Annotated in this window: 21 protein-coding genes; 5 read left to right on the top strand and 16 right to left on the bottom strand. The window is 72.9% G+C overall.

All coding sequences use genetic code 11. From position 1 onward, the window contains the following. Window positions 1-47 precede the first annotated feature (47 nt). Entirely contained in the window at window positions 48-917 is an 870-nt protein-coding gene (locus tag ACGF5O_RS35930) for a VOC family protein (RefSeq protein WP_393814093.1), read from the top strand. A 96-nt stretch (window positions 918-1013) separates the two neighbouring features. Here ACGF5O_RS35930 and ACGF5O_RS35925 read toward each other — a convergent pair whose 3' ends face one another. Genes ACGF5O_RS35925 through ACGF5O_RS35910 form a run of 4 tightly spaced genes read right to left on the bottom strand, consistent with a single transcriptional unit; the run spans window position 1014 to window position 3428 of the window. Beyond that, entirely contained in the window at window positions 1014-1202 is a 189-nt protein-coding gene (locus ACGF5O_RS35925; protein ID WP_393814092.1) for a ferredoxin, read from the bottom strand. Between the two features lie 15 nt (window positions 1203-1217). After that, window positions 1218-2030 carry a mycofactocin-coupled SDR family oxidoreductase gene (locus tag ACGF5O_RS35920; RefSeq protein WP_393814182.1) on the bottom strand — a complete coding sequence of 271 codons (813 nt, stop codon included), beginning with the start codon at window positions 2028-2030 and terminating at the stop codon, window positions 1218-1220. A 7-nt stretch (window positions 2031-2037) separates the two neighbouring features. Next, window positions 2038-2286 (bottom strand): hypothetical protein, encoded by a 249-nt coding sequence (locus ACGF5O_RS35915; protein ID WP_393814091.1) that lies wholly within the window; start codon window positions 2284-2286, stop codon window positions 2038-2040. Then, window positions 2283-3428 (bottom strand): amidohydrolase family protein, encoded by a 1146-nt coding sequence (locus ACGF5O_RS35910; protein WP_393814090.1) that lies wholly within the window; start codon window positions 3426-3428, stop codon window positions 2283-2285. Before ACGF5O_RS35910 ends, ACGF5O_RS35915 begins: the two co-directional genes overlap by 4 nt. A 176-nt stretch (window positions 3429-3604) precedes the next feature. Here ACGF5O_RS35910 and ACGF5O_RS35905 point away from each other — a divergent pair, with 176 nt between their 5' ends. Then, the gene (locus tag ACGF5O_RS35905; RefSeq protein ID WP_393814089.1) at window positions 3605-4468 is read left to right on the top strand and encodes a mycofactocin-coupled SDR family oxidoreductase; all 864 of its coding nucleotides are present in this window, start codon (window positions 3605-3607) and stop codon (window positions 4466-4468) included. A 3-nt stretch (window positions 4469-4471) separates the two neighbouring features. Here ACGF5O_RS35905 and ACGF5O_RS35900 read toward each other — a convergent pair whose 3' ends face one another. The 4 genes from ACGF5O_RS35900 to ACGF5O_RS35885 all read right to left on the bottom strand — a co-directional run bounded on the left by ACGF5O_RS35900 (window position 4472) and on the right by ACGF5O_RS35885 (window position 9084). Further along, window positions 4472-5449 (bottom strand): NADPH:quinone oxidoreductase family protein, encoded by a 978-nt coding sequence (locus ACGF5O_RS35900; protein WP_393814088.1) that lies wholly within the window; start codon window positions 5447-5449, stop codon window positions 4472-4474. Further along, window positions 5446-6687 (bottom strand): acyl-CoA dehydrogenase family protein, encoded by a 1242-nt coding sequence (locus ACGF5O_RS35895; protein WP_393814087.1) that lies wholly within the window; start codon window positions 6685-6687, stop codon window positions 5446-5448. The genes ACGF5O_RS35900 and ACGF5O_RS35895 overlap by 4 nt, the downstream gene beginning before the upstream one ends. Then, window positions 6684-7451: an SDR family NAD(P)-dependent oxidoreductase gene (locus ACGF5O_RS35890; RefSeq protein WP_393814086.1), complete on the bottom strand. Its 768-nt coding sequence runs from the start codon at window positions 7449-7451 to the stop codon at window positions 6684-6686. Before ACGF5O_RS35890 ends, ACGF5O_RS35895 begins: the two co-directional genes overlap by 4 nt. Before the next feature lie 160 nt (window positions 7452-7611). Next, window positions 7612-9084, bottom strand: a complete 1473-nt coding sequence (locus tag ACGF5O_RS35885) for a FadR/GntR family transcriptional regulator (protein WP_393814085.1) — start codon at window positions 9082-9084, stop codon at window positions 7612-7614. Window positions 9085-9277: 193 nt separating this feature from the next. Here ACGF5O_RS35885 and ACGF5O_RS35880 point away from each other — a divergent pair, with 193 nt between their 5' ends. The 3 genes from ACGF5O_RS35880 (at window position 9278) to ACGF5O_RS35870 (ending at window position 12954) form a co-directional block, all read left to right on the top strand. Beyond that, on the top strand, window positions 9278-10477 hold the full coding sequence (locus ACGF5O_RS35880) for an acyl-CoA dehydrogenase family protein (protein ID WP_393814084.1): 1200 nt from the start codon (window positions 9278-9280) through the stop codon (window positions 10475-10477). 147 nt (window positions 10478-10624) lie between these two features. Continuing rightward, on the top strand, window positions 10625-11866 hold the full coding sequence (locus ACGF5O_RS35875) for a cytochrome P450 (protein WP_393814083.1): 1242 nt from the start codon (window positions 10625-10627) through the stop codon (window positions 11864-11866). A 35-nt stretch (window positions 11867-11901) separates the two neighbouring features. After that, window positions 11902-12954, top strand: a complete 1053-nt coding sequence (locus ACGF5O_RS35870; protein ID WP_393814082.1) for a zinc-binding dehydrogenase — start codon at window positions 11902-11904, stop codon at window positions 12952-12954. A 49-nt stretch (window positions 12955-13003) separates the two neighbouring features. Here ACGF5O_RS35870 and ACGF5O_RS35865 read toward each other — a convergent pair whose 3' ends face one another. The 8 genes from ACGF5O_RS35865 to ACGF5O_RS35830 are packed head-to-tail and all read right to left on the bottom strand — an operon-like array spanning window position 13004 to window position 22135. Further along, the gene (locus tag ACGF5O_RS35865) at window positions 13004-14641 is read right to left on the bottom strand and encodes an OB-fold domain-containing protein (RefSeq protein ID WP_393814081.1); all 1638 of its coding nucleotides are present in this window, start codon (window positions 14639-14641) and stop codon (window positions 13004-13006) included. Further along, window positions 14638-15780, bottom strand: a complete 1143-nt coding sequence (locus tag ACGF5O_RS35860) for a thiolase family protein (RefSeq protein ID WP_393814080.1) — start codon at window positions 15778-15780, stop codon at window positions 14638-14640. The genes ACGF5O_RS35865 and ACGF5O_RS35860 overlap by 4 nt, the downstream gene beginning before the upstream one ends. 22 nt (window positions 15781-15802) lie before the next feature. Further along, window positions 15803-16957: a CaiB/BaiF CoA transferase family protein gene (locus ACGF5O_RS35855; protein WP_393814079.1), complete on the bottom strand. Its 1155-nt coding sequence runs from the start codon at window positions 16955-16957 to the stop codon at window positions 15803-15805. 2 nt (window positions 16958-16959) lie between these two features. Then, on the bottom strand, window positions 16960-17724 hold the full coding sequence (locus tag ACGF5O_RS35850; RefSeq protein WP_393814078.1) for a crotonase/enoyl-CoA hydratase family protein: 765 nt from the start codon (window positions 17722-17724) through the stop codon (window positions 16960-16962). Window positions 17725-17726: 2 nt separating this feature from the next. Further along, window positions 17727-18983, bottom strand: a complete 1257-nt coding sequence (locus tag ACGF5O_RS35845) for a MaoC family dehydratase N-terminal domain-containing protein (protein WP_393814077.1) — start codon at window positions 18981-18983, stop codon at window positions 17727-17729. Continuing rightward, window positions 18980-20479, bottom strand: a complete 1500-nt coding sequence (locus tag ACGF5O_RS35840; protein ID WP_393814076.1) for a class I adenylate-forming enzyme family protein — start codon at window positions 20477-20479, stop codon at window positions 18980-18982. Before ACGF5O_RS35840 ends, ACGF5O_RS35845 begins: the two co-directional genes overlap by 4 nt. Next, entirely contained in the window at window positions 20466-21641 is a 1176-nt protein-coding gene (locus tag ACGF5O_RS35835; protein WP_393814075.1) for an acyl-CoA dehydrogenase family protein, read from the bottom strand. The genes ACGF5O_RS35840 and ACGF5O_RS35835 overlap by 14 nt, the downstream gene beginning before the upstream one ends. Before the next feature lie 20 nt (window positions 21642-21661). Continuing rightward, a complete protein-coding gene (locus tag ACGF5O_RS35830) occupies window positions 21662-22135 on the bottom strand; it encodes a VOC family protein (RefSeq protein WP_393814074.1) in 474 nt (157 codons plus the stop codon). Window position 22136: the final 1 nt, after the last annotated feature.

Here is a 22136-nt window from a genome sequence, read left to right as displayed (position 1 = left end):
GGTCCGACGGGCCGCCTGGGACCTGACCAATGTGAGGGGAGGGCCTGATGGGTGTGCGCTCACTCGGGTACCTGCGTCTGGAGTCCAACGACCTCGACCGGTGGAAGGCGTTCGGGGCCGACTTCCTCGGCCTGATGCCTGTCGAGGGCGACTCCGGGTCGCTCGCCTTCCGGATGGACGACCATCCGTCCCGGATCGTGGTCGCGCCGGGTGCCCAGCCCGCGATGACGGCGCTGGGCTTCGAGGTCCTCGACGAGCGGGAGCTGGCGCGGCTGGCCGCGGACGTCGAGAAGGCCGGGATCAAGGTGACCGCCGGCACCGAGGCCGAGGCGGCGGAGCGGAAGGTGACCGGCTTCGTCAGGTTCAGCGACCCGGGCGGCAACCCGGTCGAGCTGTTCTACGGCAGGACCCTCGACCACCTGCCGGTGCAGACCCCGCTGGTGTCGAAGTTCGTCACCGACGACATGGGCTTCGGGCACGCCATCGTCTCCGCCGAGGACGCGCGCGGGACGTTCGACTTCTACGTCAACGTGCTCGGGTTCATCGAGCGGAACACGATGCGCTCGCCGGGCGGCACGACCTGGTTCATGGGCTGCAACCCGCGCCACCACACGCTGGGCGTCACACCGATGCCGGGCCCGGGGCGGCTGCTGCACTTCATGGTCGAGGCGGCCACCCTGGACGACGTGGGGCGGGCCCTGGACCGGGCCGCCAAGTACGAGGTGCCGATGATGCACTCGCTGGGCAAGCACACCAACGACCACATGGTGTCGTTCTACGTCTGGTCGCCGGAGAACTACGCCGTCGAGTTCGGCTGGAACGGCCTGAAGGTGCCCGAGCCGGTCCCCGTGTACGAGATCACGGACGGCGCGTTCTGGGGCCACCACTTCACCCCGCCGCCGCAGCCGGCCGGCTGAGCGGACGGGTACGGGGGGAGCCCCACGGTCCTCGGACCGTGGGGCTCGGCCGTTCTCGGCGTGCGGACGTCGCTCCGAAGGGACCGGACGTCGCTGTCAGTGGAGGGTGATGGCCCGCTCCGGGCAGGCCGCGGCGCCGTCCCTGGCGGCCTGTTCGAGGCCCGCCGGGACCTCTCCGTCGAACGGCAGCGCATAGCCGTCGTCGTCGAGGCGGAAGAGCTCCGGGGACGCCGCCGCGCACCGCGCGTGCCCGGAGCACGCCGTCGTGTCGATGGTGACCTTCATTCAACCCACTCCGTTCTACGGCTTGTTGGTCGACCCCGCGTCGACGGTGAACTGCAGCCCGGTGACGTACCGCGCCTCGTCCGAGGCGAGGAAGAGGACGGCGTTCGACACGTCCCGGGGCTCGACGTACGGGGCCAGGGGGTTCATCGCGGCGAGTGCGAACAGCGGCTCGCGCGCGGCGAGTTCCTCGACCGGCACGCCCACGGTGATGCCCGTGTCGCTGACCCCGGTGGGGTGCACGGTGTTCACCCGGATGCGGTGCGGGGCGAGTTCGTTGGACAGGGCCTTCATCAGGCCCACCACGCCGTGCTTGCTGGCCACGTAGTGGGCGTACGGCACATGGCCGCGGATGCCGGCCGCGGAGCTGGTGATGACGATCGAGCCGCCCCGGCCGGCCTCGATCATCCAGGGGATCGCGGCCCGTGCCGTGTTCCAGGCGCCCTTGAGGTTGACGTCGACGACGACGTCCCAGACCTCCTCGGACAGCTCCCAGGCGGCCCCGGAGCTCATCACGCCGGCGTTGGCCACGACCGTGTCGAGCCGCCCGAACTCCGCGCGGGCCGTGTCGACCGCTGTGCGCAGCTCCGCCACCGACCGCACATCGGCCTGTACGGCGACACACCCGCGGCCGGTCTCCCGGACCAGCTCCGCGGTCTCCTCCAGCTCTTCCTTCGTCCCGAGCGGGTAGGGCAGTTCGTCGCTGATGTCGTGACAGACGTCGGTGACGACGACGTCCGCGCCCTCCTCGGCCAGCCGCACGGCGTGCGAGCGGCCCTGCCCGCGGGCCGCTCCCGTGACCAGCGCGACCTTGCCGTCCATACGCCCCATGGGCATCTCAGTTCCCCTTCGGCCGGTCGGTCAGGTCCTCGGCGGCCTCGCGCAGGGCGCGCAGCCGGGACCGGAGGAGGTCGCGCTCGGCCGCCGCGGACGGAGCGGACGCGTCGGACGCCTCGGCCGCGTCGAGTTCGGACAGGCGTACGTCCGTCTCGGCGATCTCGGCGAGGAGCCGGCCGTGGGCCTCCTCGCGGGTGAGCAGGTCCAGGTCGGTCCAGTCGGACCGCTCGGACTCGGGTCGCCGGCTCATGCGGGGAGGTTGTACAGGCGGCGGGTGTTCAGCTCCACGATCCGGTGCACCTCGTCGTCGGGTACGTCGGCCAGGACCTCGGCCGCGTAGGCGCGGGACTTGGGCCAGTAGGAGTCGGAGTGCGGGTAGTCGCACTCCCAGGTGATCCTGTCGACGCCGACGTGGTGCCGTACCTCCACGCCGAACCGGTCGTCGATGAAGCAGCCGTGGAAGTGTTTGCGGAACAGCTCCGAGGGCCGCACGCTCTGGTTGACGTTCTGGTAGAAGCGGTGCCGCTCCCAGGTGCCGTCGGCGCGTTCCAGGAGGTAGGGGATCCAGCCGATGCCGCCCTCGGACAGGCCGATCTTGAGCTTGGGGTGCTTGTGCAGCACCGGGGAGAAGAGCAGGTCGGCGGCGGCGAACATGGCGTTGCAGCCGAACAGGGTGATGGTGACCGCGAACGGGGCCTCCTCGGCGGTCTTCGGGGGCTTGCCCGAGGTGCCGAAGTGCAGGCAGACGGGCAGGTCGGCCTCCTCCGCCGCGGAGAACATGGGGTCCCAGTAGTCGGTGTGGAAGGAGGGCAGGCCGCGCGGGGCGGGGTTCTCCGGGAAGGAGATCGCCTTGGCGCCCTTGGCCGCGGTGCGGTGGATCTCGGCGACGCAGGCGTCGACGTCCCACATCGGCATGATGACCAGCGGGATCAGCCGGCCGGGTGCGGTGGCGCACCACTCGTCGAGGACGAAGTCGTTCCACGCCCGCACGCACAGCAGGGCAAGTTCGCGGTCCTGGCCGTCCAGGAAGACATGGCCGGAGAAGCCGGGGAACGACGGGAAGCACAGGGCGCCCCAGACGCCGTCCAGGTCCATGTCGCGGATCCGGGCCTTCGGGTCGTAGCAGCCCGGGATCATCTCGTCGTAGCGGGTGGGTTCAAGGCCGAACTCCTCGGGCCGCTTGCCGGCGACGGCGTTGAGGCCGATGTAGGGGTAGACCCGGTCCTCGTAGACCCAGACCTCGGCGGGGGCCTGCCCCTCACCGCGCGGCTGCTCCACGATGCGCGGCCCGGCCTCCCGGTACCTCGCCGGCAGCCGGTCGGACCACAGGTGTGGGGGCTCGATCAGGTGGTCGTCGGTCGACAGCAACTTCATCCATGGCTGCAACGGCATCGTGTGCTCCCTCGGTCTCGGGGACTCTCTAGCACCGGACACATTGTGTGCACTGAACATGTCCCAGTGGGCGGGAAAGATCGGCCAACTCCCGCATGGATCGGAGATCATCCGGTAACGATCAGCTTCCGTCACCACTATTCAGGCTACTCTTTTGCTCTACGGAAGGAGACCCCATGGGGAGAGTGCAGGACAAGGCCGTCTTCATCACCGGAGCCGCGCGCGGCCAGGGCCGGGCGCAGGCGGTCCGGCTCGCCGCGGAGGGCGCCGACATCATCGCCGTGGACCTGTGCGCGGACATCGCCACCAACGGGTACCCGCTGGCCACCGAGGCGGACCTGGAGGAGACGGTCCGGCAGGTCGAGAAGCTGGGCCGGCGCATCGTGGCCCGCCGGGCCGACGTACGCGATCCGGCCGCGCTGAAGGCGGCGGTCGCCGAGGGGGTGGCCGAGCTGGGGCGGCTCGACGCCGTGGTCGCCCAGGCCGGGATCTGCCCGCTGGGGCCCGAGCAGAGCGCGCAGGCCTTCCTGGACGCCGTGACCGTCGACTTCAACGGGGTGGTGCACGCCGTCGACGCGGCCCTGCCCCATCTGCCCGACGGGGCCTCGATCATCGCGACCGGGTCCATCGCGGGGCTGATACCGGCGACCGTCGACAACCCGGCCAACGGGCCCGGCGGGCTGGGCTACTCCTTCGCCAAGCGCCAGGTGGCCTCGTTCGTGCACGACCTGGCGACGGTCCTGCTGTCCCGCCGGATCCGGGTCAACGCGGTGCATCCCACGAACGTCAACACCGACATGCTGAACAGCGACGTCATGTACCGGTCGTTCCGGCCCGACCTGGAGAGCCCGACCCGCGAGGACGCGCTGCCCGGCTTCCCCGCGACGACCGGGTTCGGGGTCCCCTTCGTCGAGCCGGAGAACATCGCCGACATGGTGCTGTTCCTGGTGTCGGACGAGTCGAAGTACGTCACCGGCATGCAGATGCGCGTCGACGCCGGCGGCTACGTCAAGCGGCGCCCGCAGCTGCCGGCGTTCTGACGGTCAGGCCGTCATGTCGATGACGACCTTGCCGGTGGTGCGCCGCTCGGCCACGTCGGTCAGTGCGGCCGCCACGTCGGCGAGGGGGTGGACGCGGGAGACGAGCGGGCGCATCCCGTCCCGGACCATCCGGGCCAGCGCCCGGTCGCCCGCGGCCACCGCGTCCGGGGCGTACCGGCGCAGCATGCGGATCTCGAAGCCCCGCACGACGGCGTCCTTGAGCAGCACCAGGTTGAGCGGGATCCGCGGGATCTTTCCGTCGGCGTAGCCCACGGTGACGAACCGGCCGCCCCGGCGCAGCGCGCGCAGGGCGGCCTCCGCGTGGTCGCCGCCCACGGGGTCGACGACCAGGTGGGCGCCCTCGCCGCCGGTCAGTTCGCGGACGCGCGTCTTCAGGTCCTCGCGGACGTAGTCGACGCCGCCCTCGGCGCCCAGTTTCCGGGCGACCGCGAGCCGCTCCGGGCCGGACGCCGCCGCCACGACGCGCATGCCGAGCCTGGTGGCGACGTCGACGGTGGCGGAGCCGACGCCGCCGGCGGCTCCGAGCACGGTCGCCCACTCCCCCGCCGTGCCCTGCCCGACGGTGGTCAGGGCGTGGTAGGCGGTCGCGTAGGTGACGTGGAACGCGGCGGCGTGGACCAGGTCGAGGCCCTCGGGGACGGGGCGCAGTCCGGTCACCGGCACCACGACCTGCTCGGCGAAGGCGCCGGTGAGTACCGCTCCGGCCACCGGCGAGCCCACCGCGGGGCCGGTCACGCCCGGCCCCAGCGCGGCGACGACACCGGCGAACTCGCTGCCCGGGGTGAACGGCAGCGGCGCCGGCACCTGGTAGCGGTTCGCGACCAGGAGCACGTCCGGGTAGTTGACCGCGGCGGCGTGCACCCGGACCAGGACCTCCCCAGGGCCGGGCCGGGGGTCGTCCAGTTCGACGACGGTCAGGCCGTCCGGCGGCCCGTAGTCCGTGCAGCGTGCGGCTCTCATCGGGTGCTCCCGGTGGCCGGCAGCGCCGGGTCCGGGTCCCGGGGCAGTCCCAGGATCCGTTCGGCGATGGTGTTGCGCTGGATCTCCGCGGTACCGGCGCCGATCGTCGAGGCCCGGGTGCGCAGGAAACCCCACACCCAGCGCCCGCGCTGGACGGCGTGCGGGTCGCGGCGGCCCAGGATCCCGTACGGTCCCAGCAACTCCAGGGCGAACTCGTGCAGTTCCTGCTCGAAGGTCACGATGAACAGCCGTGCGGTCGAGGAGGCGGGTCCCGGCTCGCCCTTCGCGATGATGTCGGCGATGGTCCGCATCCCGGTGAGCCGCATGACCGTCACCCGGATCTCGAAGTCGGCGAGCCGGTCGCACACCGACGGGTCGGCGGTCGCCCCGCGTTCGTGGGCCAGCTCGATCAGCTCGTCGAGGACCCGCCGGTACAGGGCCGCCTGGTTCATCGCCCCGGCGGCGCGTTCGTGGCCGAGGCTGGTGCGGACCAGGGGCCAGCCTCCGTTCTCCGCGCCGATCCGGTCGGCGGCCGGGACCCGGACGTCGTCGAAGAAGATCTCGCAGAAGTGCGCGTCGCCGGTGAGGTCCCGCAGCGGGCGCACGGTCACGCCCGGGGCGTGGGCGTCGATCAGGAGGTAACTGATCCCGTCCTGGCGGGAGTCGGGGGGCCCGGTGCGGACGAGGGTGAAGAGGACGTCGGCGATGTCGGCCGAACTGTTCCACACCTTCTGGCCGTTGACGACGTACTCGGCCCGGGGGTCGTCGGCGCCGCCGTTCTCGCGACGGGCCGTGGTGCGCAGCGCGGGGAGGTCCGAGCCCGCCTCGGGTTCGGAGTACCCCTGCGCCCAGACCGTGTCGCCGCGCAGCATGGGGCGCAGGAAGCGGTCCTTCTGCTCGGGCGTGGCGTACCGGATGAGGGTGGGGGCGGCGATGCCGAGTCCGGTGCCCAGGGGGCCGGGGACCCGGGCGCGCGCGTACTCCTCCTGGTAGACGACCTGACGGGCGAAGGGCAGGTCCATGCCGCCGTACGCGCGCGGCCAGCCCGGGCCCGCGTAGCCGCCGTCGTACAGGGTGGCCAGCCACCGCTTCTGCCACGCGAGGCGTTCGGCGGGGTCCTTGGGGCGGCGGCCGGGGTGGTGCTCCGTCAGGAAGGCGCGCAGGCGGGTGCGGAACTGCTCGTCGGTCTCGGTCTCGGTCGCGGTCTCGGTCGCGGTCTCGGTCGTCGCCCCGGTCATCGCGGGGCCATGCGGATCGCGCCGTCGAGGCGGACGGTCTGGCCGTTGAGGTAGGGGTTCTCCAGCATCTCGACGGCGAGGCGGGCGAAGTCGTCGGGGTCGCCGAGGCGTTTGGGGTGGGGGACGGAGGCGGCGAGGCCGTCGCGGATGTCCTCGCGCAGACGGCCCAGCATGGGGGTGTCCATGATGCCGGGGGCGATGGTGTTCACCCGGATCTGCCAGCTCGCCAGGTCGCGGGCGGCGACGAGGGTCATGCCGTGCACGCCGGCCTTGGCGGCGGTGTAGGAGGTCTGGCCTATCTGGCCGTCGAACGCGGCGACGGAGGCGGTCAGGACGACGGCCCCGCGGTCGCCGTCCACCACGTCGTTGCCGGCGAGGCGGGCGGCGGCCAGGCGCAGCACGTTGTAGGTGCCGATCAGGTTGACCCGGATCACCTCGGCGAAGGCGGCGAGTTCGCCGGGGGTGCGCTCGCGGTCGATGATCCGGGTGCGGTCGCCGCCGCGCCCGGCGCAGTGCACGACGAAGCGCAGCGGGCCGAGTTCCCGCGCGGTGTCGAGGGCGGCGTTCACCTCGGCCTCGTCGGTGACGTCGGCGCGGACGAAGCGGGCGGCTTCGCCGAGTTCGGCGACCGCCTTGGCGCCCTGCTCCTCCGAGATGTCGGCCAGGACGACCCGGCCGCCGCGGTCGATGACCCGGCGTGCCGTGGCGAGGCCAAGACCGGAGGCGCCGCCGGTGACCAGTGCCGTGGATCCGTCGATGTTCACTCGGGTCTCCTCTACAGGCCCAGGGACGTGCTGACGAGGGTCTTCCGTCGCCGATGTCGGCCACTTCCTATTGAGTATACGTAATTACCCTTCGCTGGCACAGCAGAAAGCCCCGCACGGCGAGAAGCCGTACGGGGCATGGGCAATCAGTGTCACTAAATCAGTGCCACCAGGGGATGAGGGCGTCCAGGTGGCGGCGCATCCGGTGACGGGCCACACCGGCGTCGCCCTGCACGATCGCGTCGAGGATGCGCTGGTGGACGTGCTGGACCTCGTCGGCCGCCGTGTCGCCGGGCAGCGGCCGGTCGTGCCCGGAGGCGTGCCGGCGGAACAGTTCGGTGATGATGGCGAGGAACAGCGACAGCACCGGATTGTCGGCCAGGGCCGCCAGTTCGGAGTGGAACAGGTCGGCCTTGCGGGGGGCGTCGGCCGGGCCCTCGACGGTCCAGCGGACGGCCTTGGCCAGACGCTCTGCGACCTCCGGGTCGCCCCCGGCGTGCCGGGCGGTCACCCGGGCGACGATGCCGAGTTCGACGGCGTTGCGGACGATCCGCAGGTCGTCGGCGGTGACGCCCTGGTATTCGAGGAAGAGGGCCATCGTGTCGATGCTGGCCTGCGGCTCGGGCTCGGTGACCACCAGGCCGCCGCCGGGACCGCGCCGCATCCGGGCGACCGAGTGGTACTCCAGGAGCCGTACGGCCTCGCGCAGGACGGCCCGGCTGATCTCGTAGCGGGCCAGCAGGTCCGACTCCGAGCCGAGGACCATGCCGATCTGCCAGCCGCGCGCGGCGATGTCGTCGTGGATCCGGGAGGCCACCACCTCGGCGAGCTTGGCGCGCGGGCCCTCGACCAGTTCGGGCTCGACCACGTTCCCCGAGATGCGTCCGCCGCGGCGCACCCGGTGCTTCTCGATCCAGCCGGCCACCGACTCCAGGTGCGCCGTCAGCTCGGTCTGCGCGCGGGCCCCGTCGTCGGCGACGACGGCGTCGACGACGGCGCGGTGCTCACGGTGCGAGGTCTCCTTCGCCGCGTGCATCTCCGCCTTGGAGATCCGGCGCGAGGTGTGGGCGTAGCGGGCGGTGAGGCGGGTGAGGACGTCGATGAACAGGTGCAGCACCGGGTTGCCGGACAACTGGCCGAGGACCGGGTGCAGGGGGTCCTGCGAGTGGACCGACGGGTCGTCCCAGTGGTCGCGTTCGGAGTCGAGGGTGGCACGGAGGGTGGCGATGCCCTCCTCGGTGATGCGGTCGGCGGCGAGGCCGGCGGCGATCGGTTCGAGCAGCCGGCGGGCCTGGAGCAGGTCGGTGACGCTGGTGCCGACGTATTCGAGGTAGATCACCATGGCCCGGGTCGCCGGGCCCGCGTCGGGGGCGCAGACGAGCAGGCCGCCGCCGGGGCCGCGCCGCATCCGGGCGACCTGATGGTGCTCGACCAGGCGCACCGCCTCGCGCAGCACCGCCCGGCTCACCCCGAGCCGCTCCCGCAGGTCCACCTCGGAGCCCAGCGACTCGCCGACGGGCCAGCCCCGGCGGATCACGGTCGCCTCGATGCGCTGCGCGGTCTGCGCGGCCAGCTTGCCGACCGGGGCGTCGGTCTCGCCGTCGGCGGGCTCGCGGTCGACGGCAGTCGCCATGGGCCAACTCCTCTGCGGAAACATTGCGGATCCCCAGTCTATTCAGCACCGGGTCAGGAACCCCCGGACCGGCCGCCCGACGCCGAGATCGGGCCACTGATTTCGGTACCGGCCCTTGGCAACCAGCCCCAAGGCATGTTTAGAGTACCCTCATTTCGAGATCGCTTGCGTGAGGACCGAGGAGCCGGCGGCGATGCGACTGGAACCCACACCCGAACTGGAGGCCTTCCGCGGCAAGGTGCGCGCCTTCGTGGCCGAGCACGCGCCGGGCGTCAAGGCGCACGCCGGGGTACGCGCACCCGAACCGGAGCTGATGCCGGCGATCCGGGCCTGGACCGCACGGCTCTACGAGGCGGGACTGCTCGGCATCGACTGGCCCGCCGAGTACGGCGGCCGGCCCGACGCGCACCCGCTGGAACCGTCGGTCGTCGCCGAGGAGATCGCCCGCGCCCGCACCTGGGCCCCGGTCGGCGCCGCCTCGCTGGCCTCGGCCGCCCTCGTCGAGTTCGGCAGCGATGCCCAGCGGGCGCGGTTCCTGCCCCGCATCCGGTCCTGCGACGACGTCTGGTGCCAGCTGTTCAGCGAGCCCGAGGCGGGCAGCGACCTGGCGTCCCTGCGCACCCGGGCCCGCCGCGAGGGCGAGGGCGGCGACGCGGTGTTCGTGGTCGACGGCCAGAAGGTGTGGACGACCAACGGCCAGCACGCGGACATGGGTTACCTGCTGGCGCGCACCGACGCCGAAGCGCCGAAGCACAAGGGCATCACGGCCTTCGCGCTGGACATGCGCAGCCCGGGGGTCGAGGTGCGGCCGCTGCGGGAGCTCACCGGGACCACCGACTTCAACGAGGTCTTCCTGGACGGCGTCCGGATTCCGGCCGCGAACGTGATCGGCCGGGTGGACGACGGCTGGCGGGTGGCGATGAGCAGCCTCGCCCGGGAGCGGTCCGGGGTGGCCGCGCGCGGCGTCGAGTTGTTCGCCGCGCTGGAGGACCTGGTACGGCTCGCGGAAGAGGTGCCGGCCGGCGGCCCGCCGGCGCTCGACGACGCCGCCACCCGCCAGGAGATCGGCGGACTCGCCGCGCGGGTGCAGGTGAACGCCGCGCTGATCGCCCTCGCGCAGTCACGGATGCTGCACGGCACCGAGGGGCCCGCGGACGCTCTGCTGGGAAAGATCTTCTTCAGCGAACTCAACCATGACCTGGCCGACTTCGGCCTGCGCCTGCAGGGCACCGACGGCCTGCTCACCGAGGACGATCCGGCGGCGCTCGCGGCGGGCTGGTGGCAGGACGCCCACCTGTACTCACGGGCGTTCACGATCGCGGGCGGGGCGAACGAGGTGCTGCGGACGCAGATCGCGGAGCGGGGCCTGGGGATGCCCCGGGAACCCCGCTGACCTGGCCGGACACACGACCTCCGGTCCTGGATCCCACCGAATGGACCGCACGGTCGATATCCCGTCGGAACCTGCGCGCAATATTGATTGTACCGACCGGTCCACGTAAGGTTCCCTCAATTGTGATACCGAGAGAGCGAGGGAACCATGAGCGAGAGCATCGCCGGGACCGGTGCCGCCACGGAACTGCCGGAGTTTCCGACGCCCCGATCGGGCCAGTGCCCGTTCGCACCCCCTCCGGCCCTGCTGGCGCTGCACGAGACGGACAAGGCCGTCGTACGCGTCCGGACCTGGGACGGCACCACCCCGTGGCTCGTCACCTCGCACGCCGCGCAGCGCGAGCTGATGACCGACCCGCGGCTCAGTGCCGACATCGGCGCCCCGGGCTACCCGCACACCACCGAGGCCATGAAGGCGCACGCGGCCGAGATCCAGCCGTCGATCAACAACACCGACGGTGCCGAGCACACCCGCTGGCGCCGGATGCTGACCAATTCCTTCACCCGGCACCGGATGGAGAAACTCCGCCCGGAGATCCAGCAGATCACCGACGACCTCATCGACACAATGCTGGCGGGGCCCAACCCGGTCGACCTCAACGAGGCGCTGTCCCTGCCGCTGCCGTCGCTGATGATCTGCGCGCTCCTCGGCGTGCCGTACGAGGACCACGACTTCTTCCAGGAGCACGCCGGGGTCACCAACGCCCGCTTCAAGACCCCCGAGGAGGCGGCCCGGTCGATCGTGGAGGTCCGCCGCTACATCGCCGGGCTCATCGAGGCCAAGATGGACGACCCCGGTGAGGACGTCCTCTCCGACCTCGGCGCGCGCATCAAGGAGGGGGTGCTCTCCATGGAGGAGGCCGCCCCGCTCGGGCACATCCTGCTCGTCGCCGGCCACGACACCAGCGCCAACATGATCACCCTGGGCACCGCGCTGCTGCTCCAGCACCCCGACCAGCTGGCCGCGCTGCGGGAGAACCAGGACGACCCGAAGTACGTGACCAAGGCCGTCGAGGAACTCCTGCGCTACCTCACCATCCCGCACCTGCTGGCGCGGCGCGCGGTGCTGGACGACATCGATATCGACGGGGAGACCATCCGCGCCGGCGAGGGTGTCATCGCCTCGCTGCCCGCGGCCAACTGGGACCCCGAGGCGTTCCCGGAGCCCGGCAGGCTCGACCTGACCCGTACCGCGGCGCACCACCACGCCTTCGGCTGGGGTCCGCACCAGTGCGTCGGCCAGCAGCTGGCCCGCATCGAACTGCACGTCGTGTTCAGCACGCTGTTCCGCCGCATCCCGACCCTGCGGCTCGCGGTCGACGTCTCGGAGCTGAAGTTCAAGGAGGACTCGCAGGCGTACGGCATCTACGAGCTGCCCGTCACCTGGTGACCGGCGTCCCCGCGGAATCGGAAGGAGACAGCCCCATGGCCACGACGGCCACGATGAAATCCGTCCGGACCGGTGCGAAGAACGAGGTCGAGGTCGTGTCGGCCGAGCGTCCGGTGCCGGGCCCGAAGGACGTGGTGGTCAGGATCCGCGCCTGCGGGATCTGCGGCACCGACACCTTCTTCGTCCAGGCGGGCGGCACCCCGTACAACGCCGACGGCTCGGTGGAGCCGCTGCTGCTCGGGCACGAACCGGCAGGCGAGATAGCCGAGTTGGGCGCCGAGGTCACCGGGCTGAAGGTCGGCGACCGGGTGGTGGTCAACCCGCAGGGCGTGCCCTCGGGGATCATCGGGTGCGGCGGCGCGCACGGCGGGATGAGCGAGTACCTGCTGCTGGAGGAGGCGGAGCTCGGCCGGACCCTCGCCGTCTTCCCCGACACCGTGCCTTTCGCCGTCGCCGCGCTCAACGAGCCGATGGCGGTCGCCCGGCACTGCGTCAACCGGTCCGGGGCGCGCCCGACCGACAAGGTCGTGGTCTTCGGTGCCGGGCCCATCGGGCTGGGCGTCACCATCTGGCTGAAGCTGCGCGGGGTCGGGCACGTGGTCGTCGCCGACGTCATCCCCGAGCGGCTGGAGACCGCGCTGGCCGTCGGCGCCGACGCGGTGATCCACTCCGGCACCGAGGACGTCACCGCACGGTTGACGGCACTGCACGGCGAGGCGGCCAACGCGCTGGGCCAGCCGCGCGCCGGCACCGACATCTACATCGACGCCGCCGGTGTCGCCGCCGTCTTCAACACCACCGTCGACGCCGCCAAATGGGGCGCCAAGCTGGTGATGGTCGCCGTGCAGAAGCCGTCCGAGGCGATCGACCTCGGCGGGATGCTGCGCAGCGAGCTGACGCTCGTCGCCTCGCAGGGGTATCCGACCGAGATCTTCGAGGTGACGGCGGAACTCGCCGAGCACCAGGAGCGGTTCGCCCGGCTGATCAGTCACCGGGTGCCGTTCGCCGAGGTGGCCCGGGCCTTCGAACTGGCGCTGACTCCGGGCGCCGCCGAGAAGGTCGTCGTCACGTATGACGACGAGGCGTGAGCGGGTCGGGAGACGGGGACCGGGGGCGAGGGCAGGCGGGACGGGAGGGCTACTCCGCCTTCCGCAGCAGCATCGCCCCGGACGGCACTCCCCCGCCCGCCGTGACCACCGCGACGCGGGCGTCCTGGACCTGGCGGCCCGGGGCGTCCCCGCGCAGTTGCAGCATGGCCTCGCGGACGAAGCCGTAGCCGTGCAGGCGGCCGGCGGAGAGCTGGCCGCCGTGCGGGTTCAACGGAAGCTGACCGTCCAGGGCGATGGCCTTGCCTTCGCCGATGAAGTCGGTCGCCTCGCCCGGTCCGCAGAAACCGAGCCCCTCCATCCAGGACAGCGCGTTGAAGGTGAACCCGTCGTAGAGCAGGGCCACGTCGACGTCCGCCGGGGTGAGATCGGTGCGGGTCCAGAGGTGCGCGGCGGGGCCGCGGGACTGCGGCAGGTGGGTGAGGGTGTCCTGGTCCCAGCTGAGCCGTTCCAGGACCGCGGTGCCGACGGACTCCACCAGGACCGGCGGCCGGGGCCGGTCGTGGGCGGTCTCGATCGCGGAGACGACGACGGCCACCGCTCCGTCGCAGGGCACGTCGCAGTCGTAGAGCCCGAACGGGGTCGTGATCATGCGGGCGTCGAAGTAGTCGTCGAGGGTCATCGGATCGCGGTGCAGGGCCTCCGGGTTGCGTCCGGCGTTCGTCCGCGCGGTGACCGCGATCGCGCCGAGGGCCTCCCGGCCGACGCCGTACCGGTGCAGGTAGTGCGAGGCGTGGCAGCCGATCCACTGCGCGGCCGACATCGCTCCGAAGGGGGCCCGGAACTCGAACATGCCGGTGGCCGGGCCGCCGCCGGACTGCCAGCGCCCGGAGCGCACCAGCGCGGCGTGGGAGGACTCCCACACCGTGCGGAAGCAGAGCACGTGCCGGCAGAGCCCGGCGGCGACCGCGAGCATGCCGGCGGTGATCGAGCCGATCTGGCCCGGCACTTCGCGGGCGCCGTTGACCCAGGTGGGGCGCAGCTGGAGGGCTTCGGTGAGGGCGGTGACGCCGCCTTCGCTCATGCCGCCGGGGCTGGGCCCCGGGTAGGTGGAGAGCCCGTCGATCTCGTCGAGGTCGAGACCCGCGTCCGCGACCGCGGCCAGGCAGGCGTCGACGGTCAGGGAGAGCGGGTCGACCATCAGGCGGCGGCCCACCCGTGACTGTCCGACACCGGTCAGCGCGACCCTGTCTTCGTATTTCCGCGGGGACGCCATGGGACGGGCGCGCACCTCGCGCGGTCGCGGCAGCGGACCGGGGCCGTCGGCCTCCGGGTCCGGCTCGAACAGCGGGAGATGCACGTCGCCGTGGTGCTCGAAGCGGACGCGGACCCGCATGCCGACCCGCACCTCGTCCGGCACGCAGCCCACGATGTTGGTGGTCAGGCGGGCCCGGTCGTCCTCGGCGAGGGCGACCACCGCGACGACGTACGGCGGCGGGAAGTCGGGCAGCCAGGTCTGGTGGTTGACGCTGAAGCCGACCACGACCGCCTTGCCGGAGACCGGGGCAAGGGCCACGGCTCGGCCGCGGCACGACGGGCACACCGGCAGCGGCGGGTGGAAGTACCGGTCGCAGTCGGCGCAGTGCGGGACCCGGAGCACGCCGTCGGCGCCGGAGGCCCAGAACTCGGCGCTGGCGAGCGTGGGTTGGGGCAGTGGGCGGGTCGTCACAGCAGCTCGACGATCGTCGCGTTGGCCGTGCCGCCGCCCTCGCACATGGTCTGGAGGCCGTAGCGGAGGTTCTCGCGGCGCATCCGGGCCAGCAGCCGGGTCATCAGGATGGCGCCGGAGCCGCCGAGCGGGTGGCCGACGGCAATCGCCCCGCCGAGCGGGTTGAGCCGCTCCGGGTCGGCGCCGGTCTCGGCGAGCCACGCCAACGGCACTGGTGCGAAAGCCTCGTTGACCTCGTAGGCGCCGATGTCGTCGAGGGAGAGCCCGGAGCGTCGCAGCACCTTCTCGGTGGCGGGGACCGGACCGAGGAGCATGGTGATCGGGTCGGCGCCGCTGACCGCTCCGCTGTGGTAGCGGGCGATGGGGGTGAGGTCGAGGTCGCGGGCCCGCTCGGGGGTGGTGACGAGGAGGGCGGCGGCCCCGTCGGAGATCTGGGAGGAGTTGCCGGCGTGGATCACACCGTCCTCCTTGAACGACGGCTTGAGCCGGGCCAGGGTCTCGGGCGAGGTGCCCCGCCGCAGGCCCTCGTCCGTACCGAACCTGGTTCCCTCGGCGTCGATCGGCACGAGGTGGTCGTCGAAGACGCCCGCGTCGATCGCCGCGGCGGCCTTCGCGTGCGACTCGGAGGCGAACTCGTCGAGGCGGGCGCGGCTGAACCCGTAGCGTTCGGCGATCATCTCGGCGCCCAGGCCCTGGCTGAACTCGGCACCGCCGTAACGGGCGATGGCGGCGGGACCGTACGGCTGCCCGGTCGTCCGGTGCGAACCCAGCGGCACCCTGCTCATGGTCTCGACGCCGCCGGCGACGACCAGGTCGTACTGGCCGGCCATGACGGCGTGCGCGGCCTGGTCGACGGCCTGCTGGCTGGAACCGCAGGCCCGGTTGACCGTGACGGCCGGGACGTGTTCGGGCCAGCCCGCGGCGAGTACCGCGAACCGGCCGACGTTGCTGGACTGGTCGCCTATCTGGGTGACACAGCCCCAGACCACGTCGTCCACGGTGCCGGGGTCGATGCCGGTGCGCCGCACCAGCGCCCTGAGCACCTCGGCCGACAGGTCCGCCGCGTGCACCGACGCCAGCGAGCCGTTGCGCTTGCCGATCGGGGTGCGTACGGCGTCGACGATGACGGCGTCTCGCATGACAACTCCTAGATAGGTCAGGTCATATGGGGTACGGCACGCCCCAGTCGCGGAACACCGCGCGGGTGTCGGCACCGACGGGCGGTGCCGTGCGGCCGGGGCGGGCCGGGGTCGCCGAGAAGCGGGGGGCCGCGGCGGGCTGGAGCACGCCGTCGCGGGTGAACAGGCTGGCGCGGGCGGCCAGATGGGGGTGGGAGGCCGCCTCGGTGAGGCTCAGGACGGGCGCCACGCAGGCGTCGGTGCCCTCGAACAGCGCCGCCCACTCGTCCCGGGTGCGCTCGGCGAAGCGCTCCGCCAGCAGTGCCCGCAGACGCGGCCAGGCCGAGCGGTCGTGCTGCCGGTCCGGGTCCACGTCGAGACCGAGCAACTCGACCAGGCTGCGGTAGAACTTGCGCTCCAGCGCGCCGACGGCCACGTGGCGGCCGTCCTTCGTCTCGTACACGGCGTAGAACGGCCAGCCGCCGTCGAACCGGTTGACGCCCCGCTCGTCGCGCCACTCGTCGCGGGCGAGCTTGGCGAAGGTGCTGGCGAGCAGGTGGGCGGTGCCGTCGACGATCGCCGCGTCGACGACCTGTCCGGCGCCGGTGCGCCCTACGGCGTGCAGCGCGGCCAGTACCCCGATCACGAGGTAGCAGCCGCCGCCCCCGAAGTCGCCGACGAGGTTCAGCGGGATCCGCGGCGGGCCGCCCGCCTCGCCGATGGCACCGAGCGCGCCGGTCACCGCGATGTAGGTGAGGTCGTGTCCGGCCGCGGCGGCGAGGGGTCCGTCCTGGCCCCAGCCGGTCATCCGGCCGTAGACCAGACGGGGGTTGCGGGCGAGGCAGTCGTGCGGTCCGATGCCGAGCCGTTCGGTGACGCCGGGCCGGAACCCCTCGATCAACACGTCGGCGCACGCTACGAGTTGCAGCAGTGCGTCGGCCTCGGCGGGCCGCTTCAGGTCCAGTACGACCGACCGCTTGCCCCGGTCGAGCACGGCCGCCGGTCCACCCGCGTCCGACTCGGCCTCCCGCCCGGGCCGGTCGACCCGGACGACCTCCGCGCCCAGGTCGGCGAGGAGCATCCCGGCGAACGGTCCCGGTCCGATCCCGCCGAGTTCGAGGACCCGGCAGCCTGCGAGCGGCCCCGCCCCACTGACGGGCGTCCCGTCCGGGCCAGCGGTCTCGGCTCCGGCGGTCATCGTCAGCGGCCCTTCCAGACCGGTGGCCGCTTCTCCGCGAATGCCGCCGCCCCTTCGCGGGCGTCCTCGGACTGGAACACCGGCTCGGCGATGTCGAACTGCCTGCCCCACGCCTCGTCGAGGGTCCAGTCGGCGGTGGAGCGGGCGATCTGCTTCGTCGCCGCGACCGCCAGCGGGCCGTTCGCCGCGATGGTGGCCGCGAGTTCGAGGGCGCCCTCCAGCGCGCCGCCCTCCTCGGTGAGGCGGTTGACCAGTCCGTACGTGGCGGCGCGCGCGGCACCGATCGGCTGGCCGGTCAGCAGCAGTTCGAGGGCGATGGCGTAGGGGATGCGGCGCGGCAGGTGGAGTGCGGCGCCCGCGCGGGCGACCAGCGAGCGGGTCACCTCGGGGACGCCGAGCCGGGCGGTGCGGGCGGCGACGACGAGGTCGCAGGCCAGCAGCAGTTCGAAGCCGCCCGCCAGGGCCCAGCCCTCCACGGCGGCGACCAGCGGTTTGCGCGGCGGGGTCATGCTGATCCCGCACAGGCCGCGGCCCTCGATCGCGGGGGTCTCGCCGCGCAGCCACGCCTTGAGGTCCATGCCCGCCGAGAACGTGCCGCCCGCGCCGGTGAGCACGCCGACCCGCAGTTCGTCCGACTCGTCCAGTTCGTCGACCGCGGCCGCCACGCCCTCGGCCACCGCGGCGTCCAGGGCGTTCTTCACCGCCGGGCGGTTGATCGTGATGAGCTGCACCGCGCCGCGGCGCTCCACGAGTACCTCGTCGGACACGCCTACCTCCTCGGATGGTCGCCGGTCACGGCGAATCGGGTCAGTTCATGGGCGACCATGCCGTCGAGGTCCGCCGCGGGCGGCGCGGGGAGTTCGACGGCCCGGTCGCGGGTGGGCAGCAGGACGACGGCCGTGCCGGGCGTGGTGACCTCGCCCCGCTGGTTCTCGCAGCGCACCTCGATGTCGACCTCGGCGCGCCCGTCCGCCAGGCGTTTGCCGACGACCGTGCCGCGCACCCACGTGGTGTCGCCGCGGTAGTTGAACCTGCGGTGCTCGCAGCGCAGTCGCCACAGCCAGCCGTCGTCGCCGATCCAGTCGGTGAGCAGATGGCACAGCCAGGTCTCGCGCATGCCGCCGTAGTCGTAGGGGGCCGGCAGGCCCAGTTCCCGGGCGCGTTCCGGCTCCCAGTGCAGCCGTTGCACGGTGTCGGGGATGTTCAGCGGGTTGGGCGGGTAGAGGCCGGGCGCCTTGCGCCGGACCCTCGCCGCGATCCCGAAGGCGCCGGGCGGGGTGAGCTGCATGCCCCAGCCCAGGTGCCAGACGACCACGTCGGTGGTGGTCAGCGGTCCCTTCACGCGGGGCTGGAGCTCCTCGCCGATCTCGACGTCCTCCCAGTACCGGGGCTCGGCGCCGCGCCGGGTCTCGACCGCGTAGGCGGCGTCGATCGCGGCCAACTCCTCCTCGGTGTAGGGCTGTTGGACGAGTTGCTCCTTGGCCCGCTGTTTCGAGGTGTGCCGCTCCGCGTTGATCCAGGTGCCCCGGCGCAGTGCGTGCATCTCACCGCGTCCGTTGGCGTAGAGGTAGTCGTTGACGACGTGGGCGGTGCGGCCGCCGAAGCGGCTCGGCTTCAGGTCCACGCCCACCTGGGTCTGCAACACCCGGCAGCGGTCGCCGCGTCGCAGCGGGCGCCACCACTCGAACTCCATCACCGCCTGGTAGGAGCCGAGTCCGGCGAAGGGGTCGCCCCTGAGGAGCGCCTTGGTCTCGGCGCCGGGTGCCGGGGCGGCGTCCTCGCCCATCGTGTAGAGGAAGGTGGGCGGCGCGAGCAGGGCACGCCAGCGGGTGCCGGCCGCGTAGTCGGGGTCGCAGTACAGGGGGTTGTCGTCGCCGTAGCCGTAGGCGAAGTGGCGGGCGGCGTCCCAGGTCACCTCGTAGTTGTGCGGGGGGTTGCGCTGGGGGCGGGGGACGCCGAGGCGGCGCCGGGAGCGTTCGACGGCCTCGTCGGTCAGGACGCCGAACCGCTCCTCGGTGTCCGTCATCGCTGTTCCTCCTTGTGTCCGAGCCGGTCCCGGACCAGGCCCAGCAGCTCCACCCGGCTGACCTTGCCCGAGGGGGTCCGGGGCAGTGCGCCGAGGACGACGACGTGCGCCGGCACCTCGTAGGGGGTGAGCCTGGCTCGGCAGAGGGCGACGAGTTCGGCGGGGTCCGGTGCGGGCCGGTCCGGCTCGGGCTCGACCGCCGCGACCGGCACCTCGCCGAGCCGCGCGTCCGGCAGTCCGGCCACGGCCGCCTCCCGTACGGCCGGGTGCGACTCCAGGACGCGGCGGACCGCCTCCGGCTGCACCTTGAAGCCGCCGCGGATGATCGCGTCGTCCGCCCGTCCCTCGATCCAGACGAACCGGTCGGCGTCGATCCGGGCGAGGTCGCTGGTGCGCACCCACACCCGGCCGCCGTGCGTGCTCTGTTCGGTCCTGACCTCCAGGCGGCCGGTCCGGCCGACCGGCAGCTCGGCGCCGTCCTCGCCGGTCACCCGCAGTTCGACGCCGTCGAAGGCGCGCCCGGCGCTGCCCGCCTTGCGCCGCCACCACCGCGCGTGCAGCGGCAGCGTCCAGCCGGCCACGGCTCCCGCGAACTCGGTCGCCCCGTAGGTCATCAGGACGGGCACGCCGTACGCGCGGAAGAACGCGTCGGCGAGTTCGGCCGGGCAGGGCGCGGTACCGGAGGTGACGACCTGGAGGCTCGCCAGCCGCTCCTTCGGCACCTTCGCGTCGAGCACGGCGCGGATCGCGGCCGGTACCAGGCTCGCAGCCCGCAGCCCGTGCCGCTCCACCGCGTCGGTCCAGGCTTCGACGGCGAACCTGGGCATCAGGAGCATCCGGCGGCCGGTCGCGAGACAGGCGAGCGCCCGCCACAGACCGCCGATGTGCACGAGCGGGCTGGACACGAGCGAGGCCGACGGCGACAGCAGGCGCTCCGCCTTCGGGGTCTGCCCGCCGGAGACGAGCGCCTGGTCGAGCTGGCCGATGCGCAGGTGGACGCGTTTCGGGGGGCCGGTGGTGCCGGAGGTGAGCATCTCCACGGCGACGCCGGGGTTGGCCGGGGCGTCGGCGGGGGCGGTGCCTCCTGCGGGCTTCACCGTGCCGTCCGGGCCGAGTTCCAGCGCCGCGCCGTGGGCGGTCACCGCCTCCGGCACGCCCGCGCGGGCCAGTGGTTCGGCACCGGCGACGACGACGGGCAGCGCGCAGCGGTCGATGTCGGCCGCGAGCCGCTCGGCGGGCTGCAGCGGGCTCAGCATCACCAGGCAACGCCCGGAGGCGATCACCGCGGCGACCACGGCGACGTGCTCGGGCCGGTTCTCCAGTACGACGCCGACTCGGCCGCCGGGCGGCAGGCCCGCCTCGTCCAGCAGCGCCACGACACCGTTCGCGGTCCTGCGGACCTGTCCCCAGGTCCACCACTCGCCGTCGTACTCGATCGCCTCGGCCTCGGCGGCGGCTTCGCCGAGCAGCCGGGACAGGCGGTCACGGATTCCCACGTGCGTGGCCTTTCGTCGCCTCGGGCGCGGAGATGCCGACCAGCCCGGCCAGCCGCCGGCGGTGTGTCGCCGGGCTGCCGAGGAGCTGCTCGGAGGACTTCGCGCGTTTCAGATGGAGATGGGCGTCGTGCTCCCACGTGTAGCCGATGCCGCCGTGGATCTGGATGTTCTCCTTGGCCGCGTGGGTGTAGGCGTCCGCGCAGCAGACGGCGGCGACCGCGACGGCCGCCGCCCGCTCCGCCCACTCCGACGGGTTCGCCGCCACCACGGACAGCGCGTGGTAGACCGCCGATCGTGCCGCCTCGACCTTCACCAGCGTGTCGGCGCACTTGTGCTTGACCGCCTGGAAGGAGCCGATGGGCCGGCCGAACTGCACGCGGACCTTGGCGTACGCCACGGCCGCGTCCAGGCACGCCTGTGCTCCGCCTGCCTGCTCGGCGGCGAGGGCCACCGTCGCGAGGTCGGTCACCCGGCGCAGATATCCGGTCGCGGCCTCCGGGCCGACCGCCTGTGCCGGGGCACCGTCCAGGTCGATGCGGGCCAGGCGCCGGGTCGGGTCGAGCGTCTCCAGCCGGGTGCGGGTCACCCCGGGCGCCGTGCCCTCGACGGCGAACAGCCGGGGGCCGGTGGCCGCGCGGGCCACGACCAGGACGAGGTCGGCGCTGTGGCCGTCGACGACGAACATCTTCGTGCCCGTCACCCGCCAGCCTCGGTGGGCGTCGCCCGGTTCGGGTACGGCCCCGGCCCGCACGTCCTCGACGTGCCAGGACCCGCGCTCCTCGGCCAGCGCCAGCGTGCCGGTCAGCGAGCCGTCGGCGATGGCCGGCAGCCAGCGTGCCCTGGCCGTCTCGTCGCCGGAGACCACGAGGGCCTGGCCGGCCAGGGCCACGGTCGCGAAGTACGGGGAGGGCAGCAGGGCCCGGCCCAGTTCCTCCAGGACAAGGCCCAACTCGACCGGGCCGCCGCCGAAGCCGCCGTACTCCTCGGGCAACGCGAGCCCGAGCAGGCCCAGTTCGTCCGCCATCCGCCGCCGGAGCGCCGGGTCGTGTCCGTCCGCGGACTCCATCGAGCGGCGCACGGCCTCGCCCGGCGCCTTGTCCGCGAGGAAACGGCGCAGTGTCGCGCGGAGTTGCTCGTGCTCCTCGGTGAAGGTCGGTGCCACGGCCGTCCCGTCCCCGGCCGTCACCGGGGCGTCTTCGACCGCAGATAGGCGGCGAGGTCGGGGATCCGGGTGCGGTCCACGATCTCGATGCGGATGCCGGAGGGGGCCAGGTGGTAGGCGAAGACGGACGGTTCGCCGTCGATCACCGCGCAGGCCTCCAGGGCGAAGCCCGCCTCGGCCAGCCGTTTCGACGTCGTCGCCAGGTCGTCGCAGAAGTAACCGAGGTGGTGGGTGGCGAGGTGCGCCGACGCCGTCCAGGGGGTGCCGGGGATCTCCTGGACGAGTTCGATGTGCGGGGCGTCCAGGGAGTAGGCGTAGCGGAGGTTCAGCACCCGGTCGCCGCCGTCCGCCAGCCGCACCGGCAGGTCGGCGGACATGGTCTCGGTCCACCGGTACCCGGCGACCTCGCTCATCCGGGCCTTCCAGGCGTCCACGTCGTCGACCACGATCCCGGTGTGGTACAGGTCCGCCGCTCGCAGGGGGTGTGTCGGCACC

The sequence above is a fragment of the Streptomyces sp. NPDC048291 genome (genome assembly GCF_043201715.1).
In the GTDB taxonomy this organism is placed as follows: Bacteria; Actinomycetota; Actinomycetes; order Streptomycetales; family Streptomycetaceae; genus Streptomyces.
Note: the sequence above shows the minus strand (reverse complement) of the source record. Positions and strands in the feature narration are given on the sequence as shown.

What these genes read in the sequence shown, in the direction of transcription:
- ACGF5O_RS35855 (WP_393814079.1), bottom strand. Translation starts at nt 16,957, where the DNA reads ATGACCGCCGGAGCCGAGACCGCTGGCCCGGACGGGACGCCCGTCAGT.
- ACGF5O_RS35845 (WP_393814077.1), bottom strand. Translation starts at nt 18,983, where the DNA reads ATGACGGACACCGAGGAGCGGTTCGGCGTCCTGACCGACGAGGCCGTC.
- ACGF5O_RS35870 (WP_393814082.1), top strand. Translation starts at nt 11,902, where the DNA reads ATGGCCACGACGGCCACGATGAAATCCGTCCGGACCGGTGCGAAGAAC.
- ACGF5O_RS35915 (WP_393814091.1), bottom strand. Translation starts at nt 2,286, where the DNA reads ATGAGCCGGCGACCCGAGTCCGAGCGGTCCGACTGGACCGACCTGGAC.
- ACGF5O_RS35905 (WP_393814089.1), top strand. Translation starts at nt 3,605, where the DNA reads ATGGGGAGAGTGCAGGACAAGGCCGTCTTCATCACCGGAGCCGCGCGC.
- ACGF5O_RS35910 (WP_393814090.1), bottom strand. Translation starts at nt 3,428, where the DNA reads ATGCCGTTGCAGCCATGGATGAAGTTGCTGTCGACCGACGACCACCTG.
- ACGF5O_RS35875 (WP_393814083.1), top strand. Translation starts at nt 10,625, where the DNA reads ATGAGCGAGAGCATCGCCGGGACCGGTGCCGCCACGGAACTGCCGGAG.
- ACGF5O_RS35930 (WP_393814093.1), top strand. Translation starts at nt 48, where the DNA reads ATGGGTGTGCGCTCACTCGGGTACCTGCGTCTGGAGTCCAACGACCTC.
- ACGF5O_RS35880 (WP_393814084.1), top strand. Translation starts at nt 9,278, where the DNA reads ATGCGACTGGAACCCACACCCGAACTGGAGGCCTTCCGCGGCAAGGTG.
- ACGF5O_RS35885 (WP_393814085.1), bottom strand. Translation starts at nt 9,084, where the DNA reads ATGGCGACTGCCGTCGACCGCGAGCCCGCCGACGGCGAGACCGACGCC.
- ACGF5O_RS35900 (WP_393814088.1), bottom strand. Translation starts at nt 5,449, where the DNA reads ATGAGAGCCGCACGCTGCACGGACTACGGGCCGCCGGACGGCCTGACC.
- ACGF5O_RS35860 (WP_393814080.1), bottom strand. Translation starts at nt 15,780, where the DNA reads ATGCGAGACGCCGTCATCGTCGACGCCGTACGCACCCCGATCGGCAAG.
- ACGF5O_RS35925 (WP_393814092.1), bottom strand. Translation starts at nt 1,202, where the DNA reads ATGAAGGTCACCATCGACACGACGGCGTGCTCCGGGCACGCGCGGTGC.
- ACGF5O_RS35920 (WP_393814182.1), bottom strand. Translation starts at nt 2,030, where the DNA reads ATGGGGCGTATGGACGGCAAGGTCGCGCTGGTCACGGGAGCGGCCCGC.
- ACGF5O_RS35895 (WP_393814087.1), bottom strand. Translation starts at nt 6,687, where the DNA reads ATGACCGGGGCGACGACCGAGACCGCGACCGAGACCGCGACCGAGACC.